This window comes from Mesorhizobium sp. M0478 (genome assembly GCF_040321305.1).
In the GTDB taxonomy this organism is placed as follows: Bacteria; Pseudomonadota; Alphaproteobacteria; order Rhizobiales; family Rhizobiaceae; genus Mesorhizobium.
Window position 1 is genome coordinate 301612 of the sequence record NZ_JAMYRH010000003.1, and the last position, 18438, is coordinate 320049.

14 protein-coding genes are annotated in these 18438 nt (G+C 62.5%); 8 read left to right on the forward strand and 6 right to left on the reverse strand.

Going from position 1 to position 18438, the window contains the following annotated elements:
- The first annotated feature begins 82 nt into the window (after positions 1–82).
- Entirely contained in the window at positions 83–1687 is a 1605-nt protein-coding gene (locus tag NKI64_RS09325) for a caspase family protein (RefSeq protein WP_245267101.1), read from the forward strand.
- Positions 1688–1775: 88 nt separating this feature from the next.
- On the opposite strand, the gene NKI64_RS09330 is transcribed toward NKI64_RS09325, so the two are convergent.
- On the reverse strand, positions 1776–2312 hold the full coding sequence (locus NKI64_RS09330; RefSeq protein ID WP_352667692.1) for an OmpA family protein: 537 nt from the start codon (positions 2310–2312) through the stop codon (positions 1776–1778).
- 229 nt (positions 2313–2541) lie between these two features.
- On the opposite strand from NKI64_RS09330, the gene NKI64_RS09335 reads away from it, so the two are divergent.
- Entirely contained in the window at positions 2542–3105 is a 564-nt protein-coding gene (locus NKI64_RS09335; RefSeq protein WP_023667916.1) for a DUF6931 family protein, read from the forward strand.
- A 58-nt stretch (positions 3106–3163) separates the two neighbouring features.
- Here the strand turns inward: NKI64_RS09335 and NKI64_RS09340 are convergent, their stop codons facing one another.
- Positions 3164–4420 (reverse strand): caspase family protein, encoded by a 1257-nt coding sequence (locus NKI64_RS09340; protein WP_031202459.1) that lies wholly within the window; start codon positions 4418–4420, stop codon positions 3164–3166.
- A 44-nt stretch (positions 4421–4464) separates the two neighbouring features.
- Positions 4465–5550, reverse strand: coding sequence for an OmpA family protein (locus NKI64_RS09345; RefSeq protein WP_245259885.1), 1086 nt, complete (start codon positions 5548–5550; stop codon positions 4465–4467).
- A gap of 378 nt (positions 5551–5928) precedes the next feature.
- Between NKI64_RS09345 and NKI64_RS09350 the strand changes: the two genes are divergently transcribed.
- The 4 genes from NKI64_RS09350 (at position 5929) to NKI64_RS09365 (ending at position 13071) form a co-directional block, all read left to right on the forward strand.
- Positions 5929–6576, forward strand: coding sequence for a LuxR C-terminal-related transcriptional regulator (locus NKI64_RS09350; RefSeq protein WP_352667696.1), 648 nt, complete (start codon positions 5929–5931; stop codon positions 6574–6576).
- 336 nt (positions 6577–6912) lie between these two features.
- Positions 6913–9720, forward strand: coding sequence for a DUF5801 repeats-in-toxin domain-containing protein (locus NKI64_RS09355; RefSeq protein WP_352667698.1), 2808 nt, complete (start codon positions 6913–6915; stop codon positions 9718–9720).
- Between the two features lie 105 nt (positions 9721–9825).
- Entirely contained in the window at positions 9826–11541 is a 1716-nt protein-coding gene (locus NKI64_RS09360; protein WP_352667700.1) for a type I secretion system permease/ATPase, read from the forward strand.
- Between the two features lie 3 nt (positions 11542–11544).
- Positions 11545–13071 carry an HlyD family type I secretion periplasmic adaptor subunit gene (locus tag NKI64_RS09365; protein WP_352444507.1) on the forward strand — a complete coding sequence of 509 codons (1527 nt, stop codon included), beginning with the start codon at positions 11545–11547 and terminating at the stop codon, positions 13069–13071.
- 199 nt (positions 13072–13270) lie between these two features.
- Here the strand turns inward: NKI64_RS09365 and NKI64_RS09370 are convergent, their stop codons facing one another.
- Complete coding sequence (locus NKI64_RS09370) at positions 13271–13918, reverse strand: ThuA domain-containing protein (protein ID WP_352667703.1); 648 nt, start codon at positions 13916–13918, stop codon at positions 13271–13273.
- A gap of 257 nt (positions 13919–14175) precedes the next feature.
- Here NKI64_RS09370 and NKI64_RS09375 point away from each other — a divergent pair, with 257 nt between their 5' ends.
- On the forward strand, positions 14176–14820 hold the full coding sequence (locus tag NKI64_RS09375; RefSeq protein ID WP_352667705.1) for a YjbE family putative metal transport protein: 645 nt from the start codon (positions 14176–14178) through the stop codon (positions 14818–14820).
- Positions 14821–14833: 13 nt separating this feature from the next.
- Here the strand turns inward: NKI64_RS09375 and NKI64_RS09380 are convergent, their stop codons facing one another.
- The gene (locus NKI64_RS09380) at positions 14834–16219 is read right to left on the reverse strand and encodes an FAD-binding oxidoreductase (RefSeq protein ID WP_352667707.1); all 1386 of its coding nucleotides are present in this window, start codon (positions 16217–16219) and stop codon (positions 14834–14836) included.
- 226 nt (positions 16220–16445) lie between these two features.
- Between NKI64_RS09380 and NKI64_RS09385 the strand changes: the two genes are divergently transcribed.
- Entirely contained in the window at positions 16446–17468 is a 1023-nt protein-coding gene (locus NKI64_RS09385; protein ID WP_352537141.1) for a LacI family DNA-binding transcriptional regulator, read from the forward strand.
- Here NKI64_RS09385 and NKI64_RS09390 read toward each other — a convergent pair.
- Complete coding sequence (locus NKI64_RS09390; protein WP_352537140.1) at positions 17449–18435, reverse strand: alpha/beta hydrolase; 987 nt, start codon at positions 18433–18435, stop codon at positions 17449–17451. The genes NKI64_RS09385 and NKI64_RS09390 overlap by 20 nt on opposite strands.
- Between the last annotated feature and the right edge of the window lie 3 nt (positions 18436–18438).

Here is an 18438-nt window from a genome sequence, read left to right on the forward strand (position 1 = left end):
CCATCAATAACGCGCCCCATTGGGGCGGAGGGCCGATCCCATGAAAGCGTTTGCCGTCCTTTTGAGCGGATTTTTTCTGTTAATGCTGACCGCGCTTGGCACCGTCCAGGCGGCGGCGCCGGATGCCGGTGGCGTCAAACGCGTCGCGCTGGTCATCGGCAACAGCAAATACGTCCATTCCGTCGAGTTGCCCAATCCGGCCAATGACGCGCATCTCATCGCATCGACGCTGCGCAATGCCGGCTTCGAGGTGATCGAGGGTGTCGACCAGGACAATGCCGGCATGCACAGCCTGATCAGCAAATTCACCGAGCAGTCCTACGATGCCGACCTCGCCGTCATCTTCTACGCCGGCCACGGCATGCAGGTGGACGGCAAGAACTTTTTGATCCCGGTCGACGCCGAATTGACGTCACCTGCCTATCTCAGGACCCGCACCGTCCAGATCGACGACTTCATGGCCGCATTGCCACCCGACCCGGCGGTCGGCGTCATCATCCTCGATGCCTGCCGCGACAATCCGCTGGCACGCACACTGGCGGCCGCGATGCCGAAGACCCGCTCCACCGCGCTGGGCACCGGCCTGGCGCCGATCGACCCTAAATCAGAGGGCGTCGGCACCGGCGGCATCCTGATTGCCTATGCCACCGACCCGGGCGCCATCGCCTTTGACGGCAACGGCGTCGACAGCCCCTACTCGACCGCGCTCGCCAGGCACCTGACCGAACCCGGCGTCGAGATCCAGAGCGCGCTGACGCGGGTGCGCGGCGAAGTGGCCGAGACCACGCAAGGCCGCCAGCGGCCATGGCACAACGCATCGCTGGGCCGCGAGGTCTTCCTTGGCAAACCGGCCGCCGAAGCCGTGCCGGTGGCCGCCGACGACGCTAACGCCGCGACAGCGCCCGCCCCTGCCCCCGTCACCAGAGAACCGCCTTCGTGGGAAGTCGAGCAGCGCCTGTGGGACGAGGCCTCGAAGCGCAACACCGCGCCATTCTACGAAGCCTATCTCGAACAGTTCCCGAATGGCCGCTTCGCCACGGTGGCGCGGCTCAACATCGATGCGCTGAACGATCCGAAAGCCCAGGAACGGGAAGTCGCCGCGCTTGCTGCGGACGAAGCGAACTCGGGTTCTGCCGTGCGCACCTCGGTCGGCATTTCGGACGACATGAAGAAGGTGCTGGGCACCGAGGCGACGGAGAACGCGATCGGTCTCGATCGCCAGGGCCGCATCGACCTGCAATTGCGCGTCGAGGCGCTGGGCAACGAGCTTGGCCGCGTCGACGGCAATATCGGCGCCAAGACCCGGCAAGCGATCGGCGACTGGCAAGCGGGGAACGGGCTGCCTCCGACCACCTTCCTGACGCGCGAGCAGCTGGCGTTCCTGGTTATCCAGACGGATCCGATGATGGAGGCCGTGCGTGCCAAGCATGAGGCCGACCAGGCCGGCGTGGACAAGCCGAGAAAACAGGTGGTGCAGAAGGCCCGCACGCTGAAGCCGGTGGTGGAAAAGCCACGCAAGAAGCAGTACGCCCAGAAGCCGCGCCGGCAACAGCAGTTCGTGCAGAAAAGGCGCAACCGGGAGGTCGTGCGCGAGGATGAGCCGCCGCCGCGGGACAACAATGATTTCCTGACCAAGGCGCTGATCTTCGGTACCGGCGTAGCGGTCGGCGGCGTGCTCAAGAACTGATCGGTCATGTCAAACAACAAAAACGCCGCGTGTCCGTTGGACGCGCGGCGTTGTGTTTGACGACGGCCGGAAGACGCAGCCGGCGACGCTACTGCGCCTTGATCCGCATCTCGACCCGGCGATTGGTGGGATCGTAGGGGTCGGGGTTGCGTGGATTGGCCTCGCCGAGACCGACCGCCTTGATGCGGTTGGCTTCGATGCCGTTGGATTCGAGGAAGGCCGTCACCGACTGCGCCCTGCGCTGCGACAGGCCTTCATTGTAGGTCGCCGAGCCGGATGCGTCGGTATAGCCTTCGACGACGAAGGACAGCTTGCTCAGCCGATCGTCCTTCAGCGCCTTGGCGAACTCGTCGAGTTCGCTGCGCGCCTTGGCGTCGAGCTCGGACGAATCCAGGCTGAAATTGATCAGCATATCGAGGCGGGTCTTCTCCGGAGGCTTTTCTTTCTGGCTGGTCTTGCTCTTGCACTCGTCCTCGGTGCCGACACAAATCCCGCGTGCCGCGCCGTGATCGATAGCGCCGGCAAAGAACTTCACAATGTCTTCCGATTTCTGAAGTGGGTCGGCATAGACGTGCGTCGAGAAAAGCACGGTCGCCAATGCCAAGACTGAAATGTGCCGCTGCATAACGGTTACTCCCGTTTCGAGCATCCGATTTTCACTCAGGCCCGATCCATGGATCCGGGCCAACTCTTCCTGTTCGACAATGATCTGTCGAGATCACGGTCGGCTGTGGAATATACCAAACCGTGAGGCGTTTGTCTGTGAACAACGTCATGGACATGTGGTGGTCGACAGACTTGACCCGCGCCTCGCAGGCGGGTTGAGTGAGGGCTGGGGGAGGATAACAGCAGCGATGGTCAACGGGCTTCGATTCCAGACCGCACGCGATCTCTTCGCCGCGAACACGGCTGTCGCCCGGGACATGACGGCCGTTCCGACCGACCAACCCTCGCTCGAGTTCTGCCGCCGGCTGATGGCCGGGCGCATCCCCGAGGAAGCGATTACCTTTTGCGCCTATCTCCTGCCTGACCGGGCCGCAATCTGGTGGGGCCATGAGTGCCTTGGGCATCTGACCGAGCTGCTCGAAGAGCAGGATCTCGCAACGCTGGCCCTGATCCAGGACTGGGTCGGCGACCCCAACAATGCGAGCCGCCGGGAGGCTGTCGCCGGGGCGGCGATGACGCAGCAGCACACGCCTGCCGGCTGGATCGCGCTAGCGGCGCAACGGCACATCAATGGCCTGACGCCGCAGACCAACGGGTCGAGGCTGCGGCCGCTGCCGGCTGCGCATGCCGTCAATGCCGGCATACTGGCCGGACTGGCGCGGGTTGCGGTGGCGGACCGTTTCTCCGTGCTCACCGCCTTTGTCGAGATGGGCATCCATCTGGCCGAAACCGAGGCGCTGCGCCGAGCCTGATTGCTCTGGATCGTGATGAGATTTCATTGAAATCTGATCCAACCCATTGTTGGCGGTCTCATTTGCAGCCGTTTTGCGCCCATTTGCCGAGTGCCACCTTGAAGCGCGTGCCCAGCGGGTGTTGCAGGCGCAACACCGAGACATCATTGGTGACGTAGGTCTTGGCCTGGTCGCACAGCCGCTCCTCGGTCCATTGATGACAGTTGCTGCACTGGTTGTCCCAGACGGACTTTTCCAGGCCCTCGACCGGACTGAAGTGCGGCTTGCCCTGGATGAGTTGGGCGATGCTCTTGCCGTCGATCGCCGGGTCGCCGAAATTGACCGGAACGTCGAAAAGGACTGGCGCGTCTGAGCCCAGCTTCGGAATTTCCTCACGCAGCTGTTCCAGCGCCTGCTCGCCGGCGTCCGTACCCGGCGGATTGGCGGCCGCGCCGGTGCGCGCCTGCGTATCGCCTTCGGGCGCAGCCGCGCCGGAATCGCCGACGATCAGCGGCGCCTTGAGATCGACCTTGTGAAGCACGACATCGGTGGTCAGCGAAACGCTGACCCAGGGCTGCTGGCGTCCGGCTGTGGCCTTGAACACATCCGACGTAACCCGGTTCATCGCTTCGGTGATCGAGACGTTGACCTCGCCGATATGGGCAAGCAGCGCCGCCGAAAATGGCGAGTGCTCGCCCGGTCCGTCATAGGCGAGCTGGTTGGGACTGGCAGCGAAGGCGACCAGCGTGCCGGCGCCGCCATTCTCGATCGGTATTTCGGCAAGGCCGCTGCTTGCCGTGCTGTCGCCGCCAGTCTCCTTGGCAAGCACATCGGCGAGCGGGTTGTCGCGGCAGGCGTCGAGGAACACCAGCCTGATGCTGGTCTCGCGCGACATCTGCCGCAGGATGAAGTCCACCTGCACGGCTTCGAAGTCGAGCGAGGTCTCGTCCTCCAGCGCCGCATCGACAGGCAGCAGGTAATTCCTGCCCGAGACCTGCAGGCCATGACCGGCATAGAAGAACAGCGCGATATCGGCGCCACGCACCTGCCGCGCGAATTGCGCGATCTTTTCCTGCGTCTGCGCCTTGGTGAGATCGAGGCCGGAGACGATTTCGAAGCCCAGCCCCTTCAGGCGATCGGACATTGCCTGCGCATCGTTCACCGGATTGGGCAGCACCGGCGCGTTCCGGTAGTGGGAATTGCCGAGCACCAGGGCGATGCGGCGTTCGGCACTGGCCGCGGTCATGGTAATGATCATGGTCAACGCAAGCGCCAGCACGGCGAGGCCGATGCCGCGCATGAAGTTGCCGCAACTTGCAATGATGTCCAAACGCACCGGGTTCCTTTTCGGTTGACGGGCCTTCTCAGTTAAGGATCGGCTCAGTTGGAGAGCGGCGTGGCGGAGAACTCGATCCGCCGGTTCAGCGCCTTGTTCTTCGGCGTATCGTTCGGCGCCACCGGCTTTTCCTCGCCATAGCCGGAAGCCGTGATCTGCGCCGATGGAATGCCCGCAGCGATGATCGCGTCGGCGACCGCCTTGGCGCGCCGTTCCGACAGGTTCTTGTTGGCCGTCGGCGAGCCGTCGGAATCGGTATGGCCCGAAACCTCGACCTTCAGTTTCGGACATTTGCCGACGACGCCGACCACCTCGGCCAGCAGTGGGCGGCTCTTTTCATCGAGCCGAGCGCTGGCTGGGCGAAAATAGACGGCGCCGGTGCGCGACAGCACCTCGAACCTGTTCAGGCATTCATCGTCGCTGAAGGACGTCTTGCCTGCATCTGTGGCGACCGGCCCGGCATCGGCTGGGGCTGCGGCCGCGACGGCAGGCGTGGCCGCAGGCTTGGCGCCATCAGCGGTGAAGACGAAGTCGAACGACACCGAAGCCGTCGGGACGATGCTGCTGACATTGGCCGCCTGCTGGAGTTTTTCGATGTTGGGCAACAGGCCGAAATCCTCGACATGCACGGCGACCGGCGCCTCCGAGGCGATCGACACCATGCTGTCGGTGATCATGGTGACCACGACATTGGCCTCAAGGTCCTTGTCGACGCCGTGCAGGCTCAGGCGAAACGGGATATGCGCGCTCATGCGCCGTTTGGTGGCGAGATCAGCAAAAGCGGCGGGATCGACTTTCGCCGTCACTTCCGCCGTCGGGAATTTGAAGGTTTCGAAGAACAGGAAGCGCATGCGGACATTGCGAAGGTCGATACCGGTGTCGACCGAGTTGAGGTCGAACGTGACCTTGGCGGCGCCATCCGATGTCAGCGTGCCCGAGAGGTTCCTGATCTTGTTGGTTTCGACAATGGTGTTCTTCTTCACCGATTGATAGGTGAGCGTCGAATTCGCCGGATCGAGCGTCCAGTTCGGCTTCGCATTCGCCACTTCCGGTGCGAGCAGCAACAGCCCGAATACAGCGGCGACGAGAGCAAGGGCGCCGACGATGCGCCGGCCCTTTGAGAACGGCATTCGTTGCCGAAAAAATCCGCCGACCTCGAACATTGATGCCCCGCCTCAGGACAACAGACCTCAGTTCCGATCACGGCTGTCGAACGCAGTGATGCCAGCGAGCATAGAACATATGATTTGGCTTTGCGAGTAGCTCCGCCTGTCTGCCCAAGGGGAGAAGACAGCTCAAAAATCCGTCATCACTGGCAGCTTAACAGGCGTCAAATCCAGAGGCGCCTTGCGCGATCACGAGCGCTTCGGCGGGCCTGTCGAACGCAGAAAATGCCATTCATAGCCTTGAATATACTACAATATTAGCAACTCCTTGACAATCGACCGAAGCTCTGGTTTCTTGACATATTAAACAAAGTTCGTTGCGTTTTTTACGGACGTGTTCCCATGTCGAGCTTGGTAGTCGCGGACCCGCGGGGGGTGTATCTCGCCGGTCTGGAGTGGGTTTTGCGGAAGGCGGGACACAGCGTTGTCGCAGAATGCCACCACACGATTGAGGTTCTCCCCTTGGTGGAGCGCCACCGGCCCGATCTTGTCATCATAGGGTTGGATGGTGTGGACCGGCAGACGGCCGCCCTTTCCGCAAGGCTGAGAGCCACCAGCAGCCCTTTGGGCATCATCTACATCCTGCAGCCAAACGGCGGATTCGACTTCAACGAAATCCCCAAGCTCGATGCCGACGGCCTGCTGATGGACGGCATCAGCCACAGCTACCTTGTCGAATGCGCCAATGCAGTGGCAGGCGGCCGAAAGTGGGTCGACGACCATATCCTCCAGCATCTGCTGACGCCGAGATCGCTGCCTCAGCGCGCGCCAAAGCTTACTGGACGCGAGACGGAAGTCGCCGGCCTTGTTTCACGCGGCCTGCGCAACAAGATCATTGCGCAGCGACTGCATGTATCCGAAGGCACGGTGAAGATGCACCTGCATCACGTCTACGAGAAGCTCCGCCTCGGCAGCAGGGCGGAACTCGCCTGGGCGACTTTTGGCGAAGCTTCCGACCATCTGGGACCAAGTCACAAAAGCGGGCTTTGATCCTACCTTCGGCGAGCTGGCAAGGCAGGCTGCGTCGACAAGATGCCGACAAAAGGCCGGAAACCCACGGCATATCGATCGATCCATACCAACGCGGTTGCCCGCGAGCGCCTGTCGCGGCTCGATCTTTCGAAGGATGTATATCGTTCGATCAGGTAGGGGCATTCACCATAACACTATCGAACCGCGAATGGACGCGTCCTCTGCGTCGGCGGCACAATGGAGGATAAACGGCCGCAATTCTGTGCGCCGGCGGATGCCCTGGGGTAGGTGCATCCGACATCGGGTGGGGGTGAACCCCTTTTCTTGATGTTGTTCAAAAAGGGGAGAATCTCCATGGCAATCGACATCACAGCTCATGACATCATCATCGATGAGAGCGCTGGCCTCACGGACAATGATATTGACCCATCCGATCCGCTGTACAGCACCAACACCACGCTGCAATATCTGCTGAATCTTGGCACCGCGCTGGAGGTCGCCTTCAAGGAGGACTTCGTGGTGGCCTCCGCGGACCCAGGGGAGACCATCACCTCGGTCGTTCTCGCCCAGGACTCTTCGGGAACTGCGTTTTCACCCACCGACGGCGCGGTCACCGGCATCCGGACGGTCGATGGCAATTATGTCTGGCTGTTCCAGGACCCGAACAATGCAGACGTCGTGATCGGCGTCATTGGGACCTCTGACCCGACCTCAGTTGGCGAGCCCGATCCATTACTCGATCCCCTCGCCTTCTCGTTTGCGCTGGACGGCGACGCGGACCTGTACCTGGTCCAGTACGTGGCGTTGATGAATCCGGACCCTGACAACGCGGACGTCGATCTAATCGATCTGGATCAGCTAGTCTACGCCTCGGTCACCGGGACCAGCGTCCTGAATTTCAGCTCGCTTGGTGACGCCCCTCCCGGACACAACAAGTGGTATATCCTCGACGCTGACACGGCGAGCACGCAGAAGATCCTGGTCACGGCTCATGACAATGGCGTACAGGCTGAAGTCAATGTCAGCACGCAAGGCCTGGGCGTCTCATCACAAGACGTGCGCTTTGGCCGTGAGCTTCAGATCGACCTGATCAACGGCGGCACCCAGAGCGCCGGCAAGAACTTTACCAACACGCCGACCGCGCCGAACTACACAGATCACATCGAGACCGTCTCCACCGCGGGTTTCTCGATTTCGCAGTCTACTCCGACCCATACCGTGGCTGACATAGAGGTCCACGCCTACAACAATGATGACAACGCGAAAGGCGCCACGTTACCGGGTGATGACAACGATGCGGAAGTCAACATCGCCTCAGTGACTTTCAAGCTGAACGGCGTGGTAACGGATGCCGCCACCCTGGGCATCACGGTTGATTACACCAACCTGGGAGTGATCCTTCACAATGTCGGCGAGGGTGTGACGGTCGATTTCACCGCAGACGCAACCTTTGACCGCTTCACTATCAAGAACATTGACGAGCAAAAAGACTATTTCGATGTCAAGGAAGTGCATTTCGGCACAGATCAGACCAACGTCGCCAGCGCAGAGGTCGGCTCCTTGATCAACTTCGACGATGACGGCCCATCGATCGTGCCGTCCGGCAATGACGTACCGACCCTGGTGGTCGGCGATTCGGACTTCGTTATCGACGACTCGACCAGCTTCGCGGCGCTGTTCACGCCGAACTTTGGCGTCGATGGACCAGCGGCCACCGACGATGTGACCTACACGCTGGATGTACTCGGCGGCGGCAGTAACGTCGCCAGCGGCGTGTTCGATACGCTCAGCGGCCTTGAGGTGCTTCTCAATGTTGTCGGCGGCGACATCGTCGGCACTGCCGGCACGGATGAGGTGTTCCGCATCTCGGTCGATGCCGACGGCAACGTGACCCTCGACCAGTCGCGTGCGGTTGTCCATGGCGATCCAACCGATCCCGTAGAGGCGGACACTCCGGTCATCCTTGCCGCCAACCTGGTGAGCCTGACCGCAACCGCAACCGACGGCGACGGCGACAGCGCGCACACCTCGGTCGACATAGGCGGTGCCTTCACCTTCGAAGACACCGGGCCGGCAATTGCTGTGGAGAACGCAACCGGTGACTACGACAGTGGCGCCCATGGCACCTGGACGCACGACCCAGGCGCCGACGGGTTCAACCTGCTGGGCGTAACGCTGGACGATTATACAATCGACTCCAACCCGACGGTAACGTCGGGCCTATCCCTGACACCGGACGCGGCAGACCCTTACACCTTCACAGGCTCGATCCACGATGACTTCAACGGCGACGGCACGGCTGAAGACGTGGACTTCACACTGACCTTCGATCCGGTCAACGGCACTTACGACCTTGACGTCGACACCCCTCCCGGAACGATCACGACCTTCGACACCACACAGGGTTCGCTGAAGGCGGGCGGTCCGGACGCGGTGCAAACGCTGCAATTCCCGCCGACCGGTCACGACGGTGACGTCATCTTCTTCAGCAATCTGGTGACCGCTCCCCTGGAGAATGGGGCGGGCAGTTTCCCGAACGACATCGAAGACCTGGTCAACAATGACCCTACCGAGGCAACGCTGGAGGGGTATGGTGCCACTAGCCTGATCAACAGCTCATCGAAGATGAACGTGTCGACTTCGGGCATCGGCGTCAACAACAACAACCTCGACGGCAAGAGCGGGGGTACCCCGCTGTTCGCCGGCACCTCAATCACCTCGGGCGACGAGAGCTTCGTGGTCAATCCCCAGCAAGACGTGGATAAGGTCACGGTCTATATCGACAACTCCGTCGGCGGCTACAACCCGGCTACGGAAGACCTCTATTACATCGTCTACTATACGGACGGTACCGTCAGCGGTCCTACCGACGTGACGGCGGGCATGCTCAGCAATGCCCCGCGCCACGACCCGCTCATTCCTGACGTCGCGGAGGGCGGGAAGTACTTCGAGATCGACGGCGGCGCGAAGCAGATCGAGGCGGTCCAGCTCATCATGGGCGTGGGCACCGTCAAGATCCCCGTGATTCAGTTCTCGCTCGAGCAGGAGTCCAACCCGGCGCCGCTCGACCTGGATTTCACGGCCAATCTCGTCGACGGCGACAATGACAGCTTTACCGACACGTTCTCGGTCCATGTCGACGCCCCGGACGGCATCATCTGACCCGACACCGGGCGGGCGCCTTTCCTGGCGCCCGGCCGGCACAATCCAAAGCATCACAATGGGGGGCGAGCCGTGCCGCAGCCAAGACCGCAGTTCGAAGAGGTAATGCATCTGGCCCGGCGCCAGGCGCCCGCCCTGCTCATCTTCAGCCTGCTTGCAAACGTCCTGATGCTCGCCAGCACCGTCTACATGCTGCAGATCTACGACAGGGTGCTGTCGAGCGGGTCGATCGACACGCTGGTGTGGCTCACCCTGGCGGTGATCGGCGCGATCGCCGTCTATGGCCTTTTGGAACAAGCCCGCCGCATGATCCTCGGCCATATCAGCCAATGGCTCGACGACCAGTTGAACGTCCCGGTGATCGAACGAGCCATGGAGGCTCGCCTCGCGGGTAGCAACGTCGAGGCCGGCCTGAAGGACGTAGCGGACCTGCGCGGTTTCGTCGGTGGCGACAGCATGCTGACCTTTCTCGACGCGCCGTGGACGCCCGTCTTCCTGGCTTTCATGTGGCTTCTGCACCCAGCACTGGGCGTGCTCGGACTCATCGGGGCGATCCTTTTGTTCTGCGGCGCGCTCGCCAATGATTTCTTTACCCGCCGCAGGAGCCAGGAAACGTCGGCAGAGCTGCGTCGCAACCAGGTCGCGGCCGGCCAATACATCGATGGCGCTGAGACGTTGCGCTCGCTCGGCATGTCGGGCTCGGCGCTGCAGCGCTGGGAAGAAAAGCAGCAGTCGTTGATGACCATCCAGGCGCAACTTCTCGGTCGCACGACCAGCATCGGGAGCCTGTCGCGCTCGCTGCGCATGGCCCTGCAAGTGGCCGTGCTGGGACTTGGCGCCTACTTTGTCTTGCGCGGCGAACTGACGGCCGGATCGATGATCGCGGCATCGGTACTGCTGAGCCGCGCGCTTGCGCCGATAGAACGCTCGATCGGAGCCTGGCGCAGCCTGGTTACCGCTCGCACCGCGCGTCGCAACCTCATGCGCCTGTTCGCGGACACCAATTCTAGGCAGGGCGGTGAAGTGACCTTACCCCGCCCGCAAGGCCGGCTAAGGCTCGAGAACGCACACTACCATGCGCCGGGTACACAGCAGGCCCTGATGAACAAAGTATCCTTCAACGTCGAGGCCGGCGAGACCTGCGGCGTGATTGGTCCGTCGGGTTCCGGCAAGACCACACTTTGCCGCCTCATGGTGGGAACGTTGCGGCCTTCGCTCGGTCATGTAAGGCTGGACGGCGCAGAGCTCGCGAGTTGGCCTTCGGACCAGCTTGGAATGCACATCGGCTACCTGCCGCAGCAGGTCGAGCTGTTTCCGGGAACGATCGCCGACAACATTGCGCGCTTGCGCGATGTCGATCGTGCCGCAGTGATCGCCGCGGCGCAGGCCGCAGGTATCCACGAGACGATATTGCGGATGCCAAATGGCTATCAAACGGAGGTGGGGCCGCATGGGGCGCGAATCTCGCGTGGCCAACGTCAGCGCATCGCTCTCGCCCGGGCGCTATTCGGCAATCCCGCGCTCGTCGTGCTCGACGAACCGAACACTGGCCTCGACGGCGATGGTGAAATGGCTCTGTTCAATGTTCTTCACCATTTGAAGGAACGGGGCTGCACCGTCATTCTCGTCAGCCACCAGACGAATCTGCTGCGTACGGCGGATCATGTCGTTTTCATGCACGACGGCACCGTTAAGATGTTCGGCACGCGCGACGAGGTGCTGGGCGCGCTGGGCGGTCACCGCAAACCGACTGCCGTGCCGTCGTCCGGGCAAGACAAGACCAGCGTCGTCGTTCCGGCAAAATTGAAGGCGGCGGAGTGAGCCATGAGCGACCGATTTAGCGACCTGTCGAAGATGATGGACATGCTGATGGCCAGCCTGCGTGACGTGCTGGACAGGTTAGTTGTCGCTGCTGGAGATCTAGCTGCGGCGGCTTCGAACCGTTTCGACAGCCTGGACGTGCCGGCGCGCGCCGCGCTGGCTGCAACTGCCACCGCGCTGTTCGTGCTCGTGCTTGTCGGGCTTGTCCGGCGGCGTTCGTCTGCATATCGCGATAGCAAGCGCGACCTGAATCGCCGGACGCGTCCAGCGCGTATACTCGGCTATTTCTCCGCGCTGTTCTTTGTCGGCGGCATCGCCCTCTGGTCAGACGTGGCCCTCCTGGCCAGCGCCATCGTGGCCCCCGGCATCGTCAGCCCGGACGGCTACCGGAAGACCGTTCAGCATCTGGAGGGCGGCATCATCGGGATGATCCACGTGCGGGATGGCGACAAGGTCACAGCGGGCCAGGTTCTGATAAGCATGAAGACGACCGATGCACAGGGCCGCTACGACGAGCTGCATGAGCGCTACATTCGCTTGCTGGCCGTCGAAGCGCGCTTGGGTGCGGAGCTTGCCGGAGAAGATCAGATCATTTTTCCCAAGGAACTGACATCGGCTGACAACCAGGCCGGGCAGAAAGTGGCCGCTGAAGAGCAGGAACTGCTTCGCAGCCGCCTTGCCACTCGCGAGGGGCGCGAGCAGATCCTCAACAAGCGGATACGGCAGATAGAGGAGCAAATCACCGGGTCCAGGGAAGTGATCGCAGCCGAGGAGGAGCAACTGGGGCTGATCGACCGCGAGATCGCTTCGGCACAGGAAATGTACAAAAAGGGATTGGAGCGCCTGCCGCGGATCCTTGCGCTGCAGCGTGCCCAGGCCGACATCCGAGCGAGCCAGGCGTCGAACCGGTCGCAGGTCGCGCGCAACGAACAGCAGATCGGCGAGACCGAGCTGCAGCTTCTCAATTTGCGGCAACAGGATGGTGAGAAAGCGAACGAGGATCTTGGCAAGGTGCGCGGCGATCTGGCCGAATTGCGGAGCCTGTTACCCTCGCGTCAGGATGTGCTGGCCAGGACTGACATTGTCGCGCCGATCGCGGGAACAGTGATGAACGTGCGTGTCACAACTGAATCTGGCGTGATTTCCAGCGGCCAGCCCCTCCTCGATATCGTTCCGAATGAGTCCAACCTGGTCATCGATTCACGGATCAAGCCGCGGGACATCGACATGGTGCATCCGGACATGCCGGCACGCGTTGTGCTGTCAGCCTATCCAACACGGCATCTTCCGCAAATCCACGGGTTGCTCACCTCGGTATCGGCCGACCGGCTGACGGACGAGAGGACCGGAGAACCCTATTTTCTCGCCAAGATCAAAGTCAATATGGCTGACCTCGCAAACCTCCATGACGTAAAATTGTCGCCCGGCATGCCTGCCGAAGTGATGATCCTGACTGGCGAGCACACACTGCTCGACTATATGCTGGCGCCGGTTCGCGACTCGCTCAATCGAGGATTCAGAGAGAATTAGAGTCTTCTACTTTCCCGTATCCCGACGCCATCCAGTCCTCCGAAAAGCCGCCCGTCGAACGATACGGCTCGAGTGTCATGGCATTGGCGATTCCTTCGCCAGCGCGCCCCCAGCAGTGTCGGGAGCGCCGCTTCGCGGAACTGGACGATCGCTATAAGCAATCCGTCCCACTGCGCTCAGCTTGACGCCAAGCCCGGGATCAGGCCGATCGGCTGGCCCACAGCACCCCACGCTCGAAGATGGTGCGCATTTGCGGCACGGAAAACTCATCCGCGGTGTGGCCGAGCGCGCTGAAGAAGACGCGGCCCTTGCCGTAGCGGCGCTTCCAGACCACGGGCATGACGACGCCGTCGATGAAGTCGAGATGCTCACCGCTGAACGTCGTCGTCGCCAGCACCTCGTTGCTCGGGTCGACATGCATGTAATACTGCTCGGAATGGTAGGCGAAACCCTCGATACCCCTGACGATCGGATCGTCGCTGATGATGTCGACACGGTAGTCGATGACGTCGCCGGGGTGCGCGACCCATTGGCCGCCGGTCATGAACTGATAGGCCGGCTCGTTGCGAAAACTGTCGCCCATTGTGCCGTGGAAGCCGGCAAGGCCGGTTCCGCCGCTGACGGCGGCGGTGAGGTTTTGCAGCTCCGGTTTCTCGATCGTCGACATGGTGATCACCGGCACGATCAGATCGATGGCCGGGAGCTGCGGATCGGCAAGCGCCGATGTGCCCTCTTCTGTCCGCACCTCGAAGCCATGCCCGGTCAATATCTCGCTGACGACAGCGGCGCTGCGGGCCGGCGTGTGGCCTTCCCATCCGCCCCAGAAAATCAGTGCCGTCTTGCTCATGCTCGTCTCTCCTTTGGTCGGCAATATTGATAGGCAAGCGGAACGCTTTTGTCTTCCTTCCATGATGGGCATTCTGGGACGGGCATTTCTGGTCGGAAATCACGAACCGGCGATGAATTCCGTGGATGAGGACCGATTGGCCGCGCTGGCGTCTTGTTTCAATACCGGGCTGCACTCAAATCAGCTGTCTTCGCGTTTGCGCAGACATCGGTCCGATGCGCCCGCAACCAGCCGGAGCCTTCCGGGGAGACCGCTTTATGAGTTTCGACCAGACGACTGTCGCCGCCTATCTGGAAGTCATCACCATCAACCTTGTGCTCTCTGGCGACAATGTCGTGGTGATCGGCATGGCGGCCGCAGGCCTCGCCAAGGCGTTGCGGCAGAAGGCGATCATCGCCGGCATTGCCGCGGCGGCGGTGATCCGCATCGTCTTTGCCGTGATCGCGGTGCAGCTGCTGGAAATTCCTGGGATCATGCTGGTCGGCGGCATGCTTTTGTTCTGGGTGTGCTGGAACATGTTCCAGGAGTTGCGCTCGGCCGGCGACGGCGAGGACGTCGACAATGAAGCCGCAGCAGTTGCGACGGCGCGGCCGGCCAAGGCGCTGCGCACCGCGATCCTGCAGATCGTCGTCGCCGATGTCTCGATGTCGCTGGACAATGTGCTGGCCGTGGCGGGCGCCGCCGCCCACGACATGAATGCGCTGGTGTTCGGTCTCATCCTGTCGGTGGTTCTGATGGCGGTCGCCTCGACGCTGGTGGCGGCGCTGCTTGCCAGGTATCGCTGGATCGGCTGGCTCGGTCTGGCAATCATCGTCTATGTCGCGGGAAATATGACTCTGGACGGCGTCGAGCAGATGAGAACGGTCGGCTTCCACGCGCTGCTCTCGCCAGTTGCAAGCTAGATCCTCCTGGCGATCAAATGATATCGAAAATCCGCCCTGGGTTGAGAATGTTGTGCGGATCGAACGCCACCTTCAGCCGGCGCATGGCTGATAGTTCGGCGTCGCTGCGCACGAGGTTCAGCCATTTCTTCTTGTCGAGGCCGATGCCGTGCTCGGCCGAGACGGCGCCACCGCATGCCGCCACGCCGCGATAGATGATCTCATAGGCGGCCGCCGGTTCCGTGGTGTCGACCTGATAGTGCAGATTGCCGTCGCCGAGATGGCCGAAGACGTAGATCTCGGCGCTGCTGTCGACGGCGTGGATCGCGGCTTCGGCGTTGCGCAGGAAATCCGCCATGGCCGCCAACGGGATGCTGATGTCGACGCCGAGCATTCCCTCGATCGCAAACAGGAATCGGTTAGCCTCTTCGCGCACATCCCATAGCGCACGGAATTCGCGTGGCGACTGCGAGACGACCACGTCGTCGACGATGCCGTCCTCGACCGCCTGCATCAGCACCGAAGCGAAACGCTCGCCGTCCAGCTCGGCCTGGCTGCCCTGGATCTCGGCCAGCACATAGACGGGCGCGCCGACAGGCAGCGGCGCCGGCGCCGCCATGCCGGCAATCATGGAGCCGTAGAGCGGCGAGAAATTCACCTCATAGGCTGACAGCAAGGGACCGAGCCGCTGCTTGAGCAACCCCAGCAACGCAATCGCCGCCTCCAGCGAGCCAAGGGCGCAAAAGGCGGCAACCTCGGTGGCGGGCTTGGGATGCAGCCGCAGGCAGGCGCGAGTAACCACGCCCAGCGTGCCTTCGCTGCCAATGAAAAGCTGGTTGAGATCGTATCCCGAATTGTCCTTGGCCAGGCCACGCAACGAAGTCAGGATCGAGCCGTCAGCAAGCACGGCCTCCAGCCCCAGCACCTGGGCGCGGTACATGCCGTAGCGCAGCACGCGAATGCCGCCGGCATTCGTGGCGATGTTGCCGCCGACCGTCGCCGTGCCGCGCGCGCCGATATCGACGCCGAACATCAGGCCGGCTGCATCGGCCGCTTCCTGCACCATTTGCAGCGGCGCGCCGGCCTCTGCGATGATGGTTGCCGCGGCGCGGTCGGGCGCTTCGACCGCGGTCATGCGCTCCAGCGACAGCACCGCTTCGCCCGGCTGCACGCGCGCGCCGCCGGCCAGCCCGGTGCGGCCGCCATGGACGACCAGCTTCTGGCCGATACCACTGCATAGGCGCAGGATTTCGGCGACGTCGGCGGCGTTGCGCGGACGCAAGACCAGTTCGGGCTGGCCGCCGCCCTTGCCGGAGAGGTCGTCGCTGTAGCGCGGATCGATAGCATCGCCGATCACAACCGCGGCGGCATCGAGCCGACGATATAGCTGGGAAAGAAGCCGATCGATCTGTTGTGTCATGGTGCCTGGACTGTTTCAGCGCTCTTTGTAACCGAGACTTTGATGCGCGACAATTTTCGCGTCAATTGAACAAATTTACGCACGGTATAATCTGTCATTGCGCGTTGAACCCACTGACGTTTCCTGTAAATTTCGTCTGCCGTTGCGTGGCAGACGCGCCGGCTGCAGGACCGTGGGCAGCGTCAAGGGATGACCGAGGTTCTGGCGCGTGCCAGACGAGGATTGAATGCCAATGACGCACAAGACGATGGAGGATTTCGCCCGCTCCTGCGGCGTCTCCAGGCCGACGCTGTCGAAATATTTCGACGATCCGACCAGCGTCAAGCCGGCAACGCGCAAGCGCATCGAAGAGGCGTTGCGGTCGTCCGACTACCAGCCCAATCTGTTTGCCCGCAACCTCAACCGCAAGCGCACCCGCGCCATCGGCATTGTCGTACCGACGGTCACCGATCCCTTCTATTCCGAAATGGTCAGCCGCATCGAGCTCAGGCTGCGCGACGAGGGCTACTGGCCGATCGTCATCTCCTCGCATGGCTCAACCGAGCTCGAAATGGAGGCGACACGTACCATCCTGTCGCTGAAAGTTTCGGGCGCGCTGATCGCGCCGCTCGGCTTGCGCTCGGACCGGCGCACGCTGGAGAAGCTGACCCAGACAATGCCGGTCGTCTATTTCGATACCTATCTCGAAGGCGGCACGCCCTTTGTCGGCAACAACAATGCCCAGAGTGTCTCGACCATCGTCGACTATCTCTGCCGCTCCGGCGACGCCCCGGTCTATTTCGATATCCCGCATGTCAATCACAATTCGCCGGAGCGCCTGAACAGTTACATCGCCGCGATGCATCAGCTTGGCCAGGACCCGGTGGTTATCGGCAACACCCGAGACTACACATGGGATTTCGAGCGCATCGGCTACGAGCAGATGGAACAGATGCTCGGGGCCAGCGGCCTGCCGGGCAAGACCATACTGTGTGCGAATGACCGCCTGGCTTTCGGCGTGATGGCGGCAGCCTTCGCGAAAGGGCTGAAGATCGGCCGCAAGGCCGATTGCGACCTGCGTATCGCCGCCCATGACGACCATCCGCTGAGCCGCTACACCTGCCCCGCACTGACCACCATCGCGCAGGATTTTGCCGCCATGGCGGGGCGCAGCGTCGAGACATTGCTCGCTTTGCTCAACGAGGATAGGGCGAACGTCGCGCCGAAGGTCAGCCTTGACGCCGCCCTGGTCATGCGTCAGTCCGCTTGAAATTTCCAAAGGCGGGATCGAAGCTGAGCCACGCGGCAATGGCGGCGGCAACCGCCTGTCTCGCTGCCGGGCCGTGACGGCCCATAGAGACGAAGCCGTGGATCTGACCGGGCCAGTGTTCCAGCACGACCGGCACGCCGGCCTCGTGCAGACGCCTGGCATAGGCCTCGCCCTCGTCGGCGAGGATGTCGTGACCGGCGATGGCGATGAAGGCGGGCGGCGCGCCGGCGAGGCTATCCGCCTTCAGCGGTGAGATGCGCCAGTCGACGATGTCGGCGGCGTCGCGGATGTAGTGATCTCGGAACCAGGCCATGGTCGAGGCGGTCAGGCCAAAGCCTGCGGCGAAGCGGCGATAGCTGTCGGCCGTCTGCCCGGCATCGGTGTTGGGATAAAACAGAAGCTGCGCTGCCGGCGGATTTTTGTCCCCCCGCGTGAGCAGGCCGAGCACCGTGGCGAGATTGCCGCCGGCGCTGTCGCCGGCAACCGCGATGCGGGCAGCGTCGATGCCGAGTTCGTCCGCGGCGCTTTGCATGAAGGCAAGTGCCGCTCGGCAATCCTCTATTGCCGCCGGGAATTTGTGTTCCGGCGCCAGCCGGTAGTCGACGGAAACGACGACAGCGCCTGCCTCGTTGGCGAACCAGCGGCAGATCTCGTCATGCGAGTCGAGATTGCCGATCACCCAGCCGCCGCCATGGAGATAGAGCAGCGCCGGAGCGCCTGCCGAAGGCGCGCCCTGCCCGCGATAGATCCTGAGCCTAAGTGGTCCGCCGGGTTCGGCGACGATGCGCTCGCTGAGTGCTGCGACCGGCTCACGCTCGCCTTGCAGGTTTGGGAAGCCCTCATTGTAGGCAAGGCGCGCCTGTTCTGGCGTTCCCGTTTCGAACGGCGGCGCACCGGCTTGGCTGCCGAGCTCGAGCACATGCCGGGCCTCCGGATCGAGTGTCGGCAGGGACGGTGGCGATGTCACGGA

Bases quoted from the DNA above. Each gene is read 5' to 3' on its own strand.
- NKI64_RS09325 (WP_245267101.1), top strand. From the start codon at position 83: ATGCTGACCGCGCTTGGCACCGTCCAGGCGGCGGCGCCGGATGCCGGT.
- NKI64_RS09330 (WP_352667692.1), bottom strand. From the start codon at position 2,312: ATGCAGCGGCACATTTCAGTCTTGGCATTGGCGACCGTGCTTTTCTCG.
- NKI64_RS09335 (WP_023667916.1), top strand. From the start codon at position 2,542: ATGGTCAACGGGCTTCGATTCCAGACCGCACGCGATCTCTTCGCCGCG.
- NKI64_RS09345 (WP_245259885.1), bottom strand. From the start codon at position 5,550: ATGCCGTTCTCAAAGGGCCGGCGCATCGTCGGCGCCCTTGCTCTCGTC.
- NKI64_RS09350 (WP_352667696.1), top strand. From the start codon at position 5,929: ATGTCGAGCTTGGTAGTCGCGGACCCGCGGGGGGTGTATCTCGCCGGT.
- NKI64_RS09355 (WP_352667698.1), top strand. From the start codon at position 6,913: ATGGCAATCGACATCACAGCTCATGACATCATCATCGATGAGAGCGCT.
- NKI64_RS09360 (WP_352667700.1), top strand. From the start codon at position 9,826: ATGCATCTGGCCCGGCGCCAGGCGCCCGCCCTGCTCATCTTCAGCCTG.
- NKI64_RS09365 (WP_352444507.1), top strand. From the start codon at position 11,545: ATGAGCGACCGATTTAGCGACCTGTCGAAGATGATGGACATGCTGATG.
- NKI64_RS09370 (WP_352667703.1), bottom strand. From the start codon at position 13,918: ATGAGCAAGACGGCACTGATTTTCTGGGGCGGATGGGAAGGCCACACG.
- NKI64_RS09375 (WP_352667705.1), top strand. From the start codon at position 14,176: ATGAGTTTCGACCAGACGACTGTCGCCGCCTATCTGGAAGTCATCACC.
- NKI64_RS09380 (WP_352667707.1), bottom strand. From the start codon at position 16,219: ATGACACAACAGATCGATCGGCTTCTTTCCCAGCTATATCGTCGGCTC.
- NKI64_RS09385 (WP_352537141.1), top strand. From the start codon at position 16,446: ATGCCAATGACGCACAAGACGATGGAGGATTTCGCCCGCTCCTGCGGC.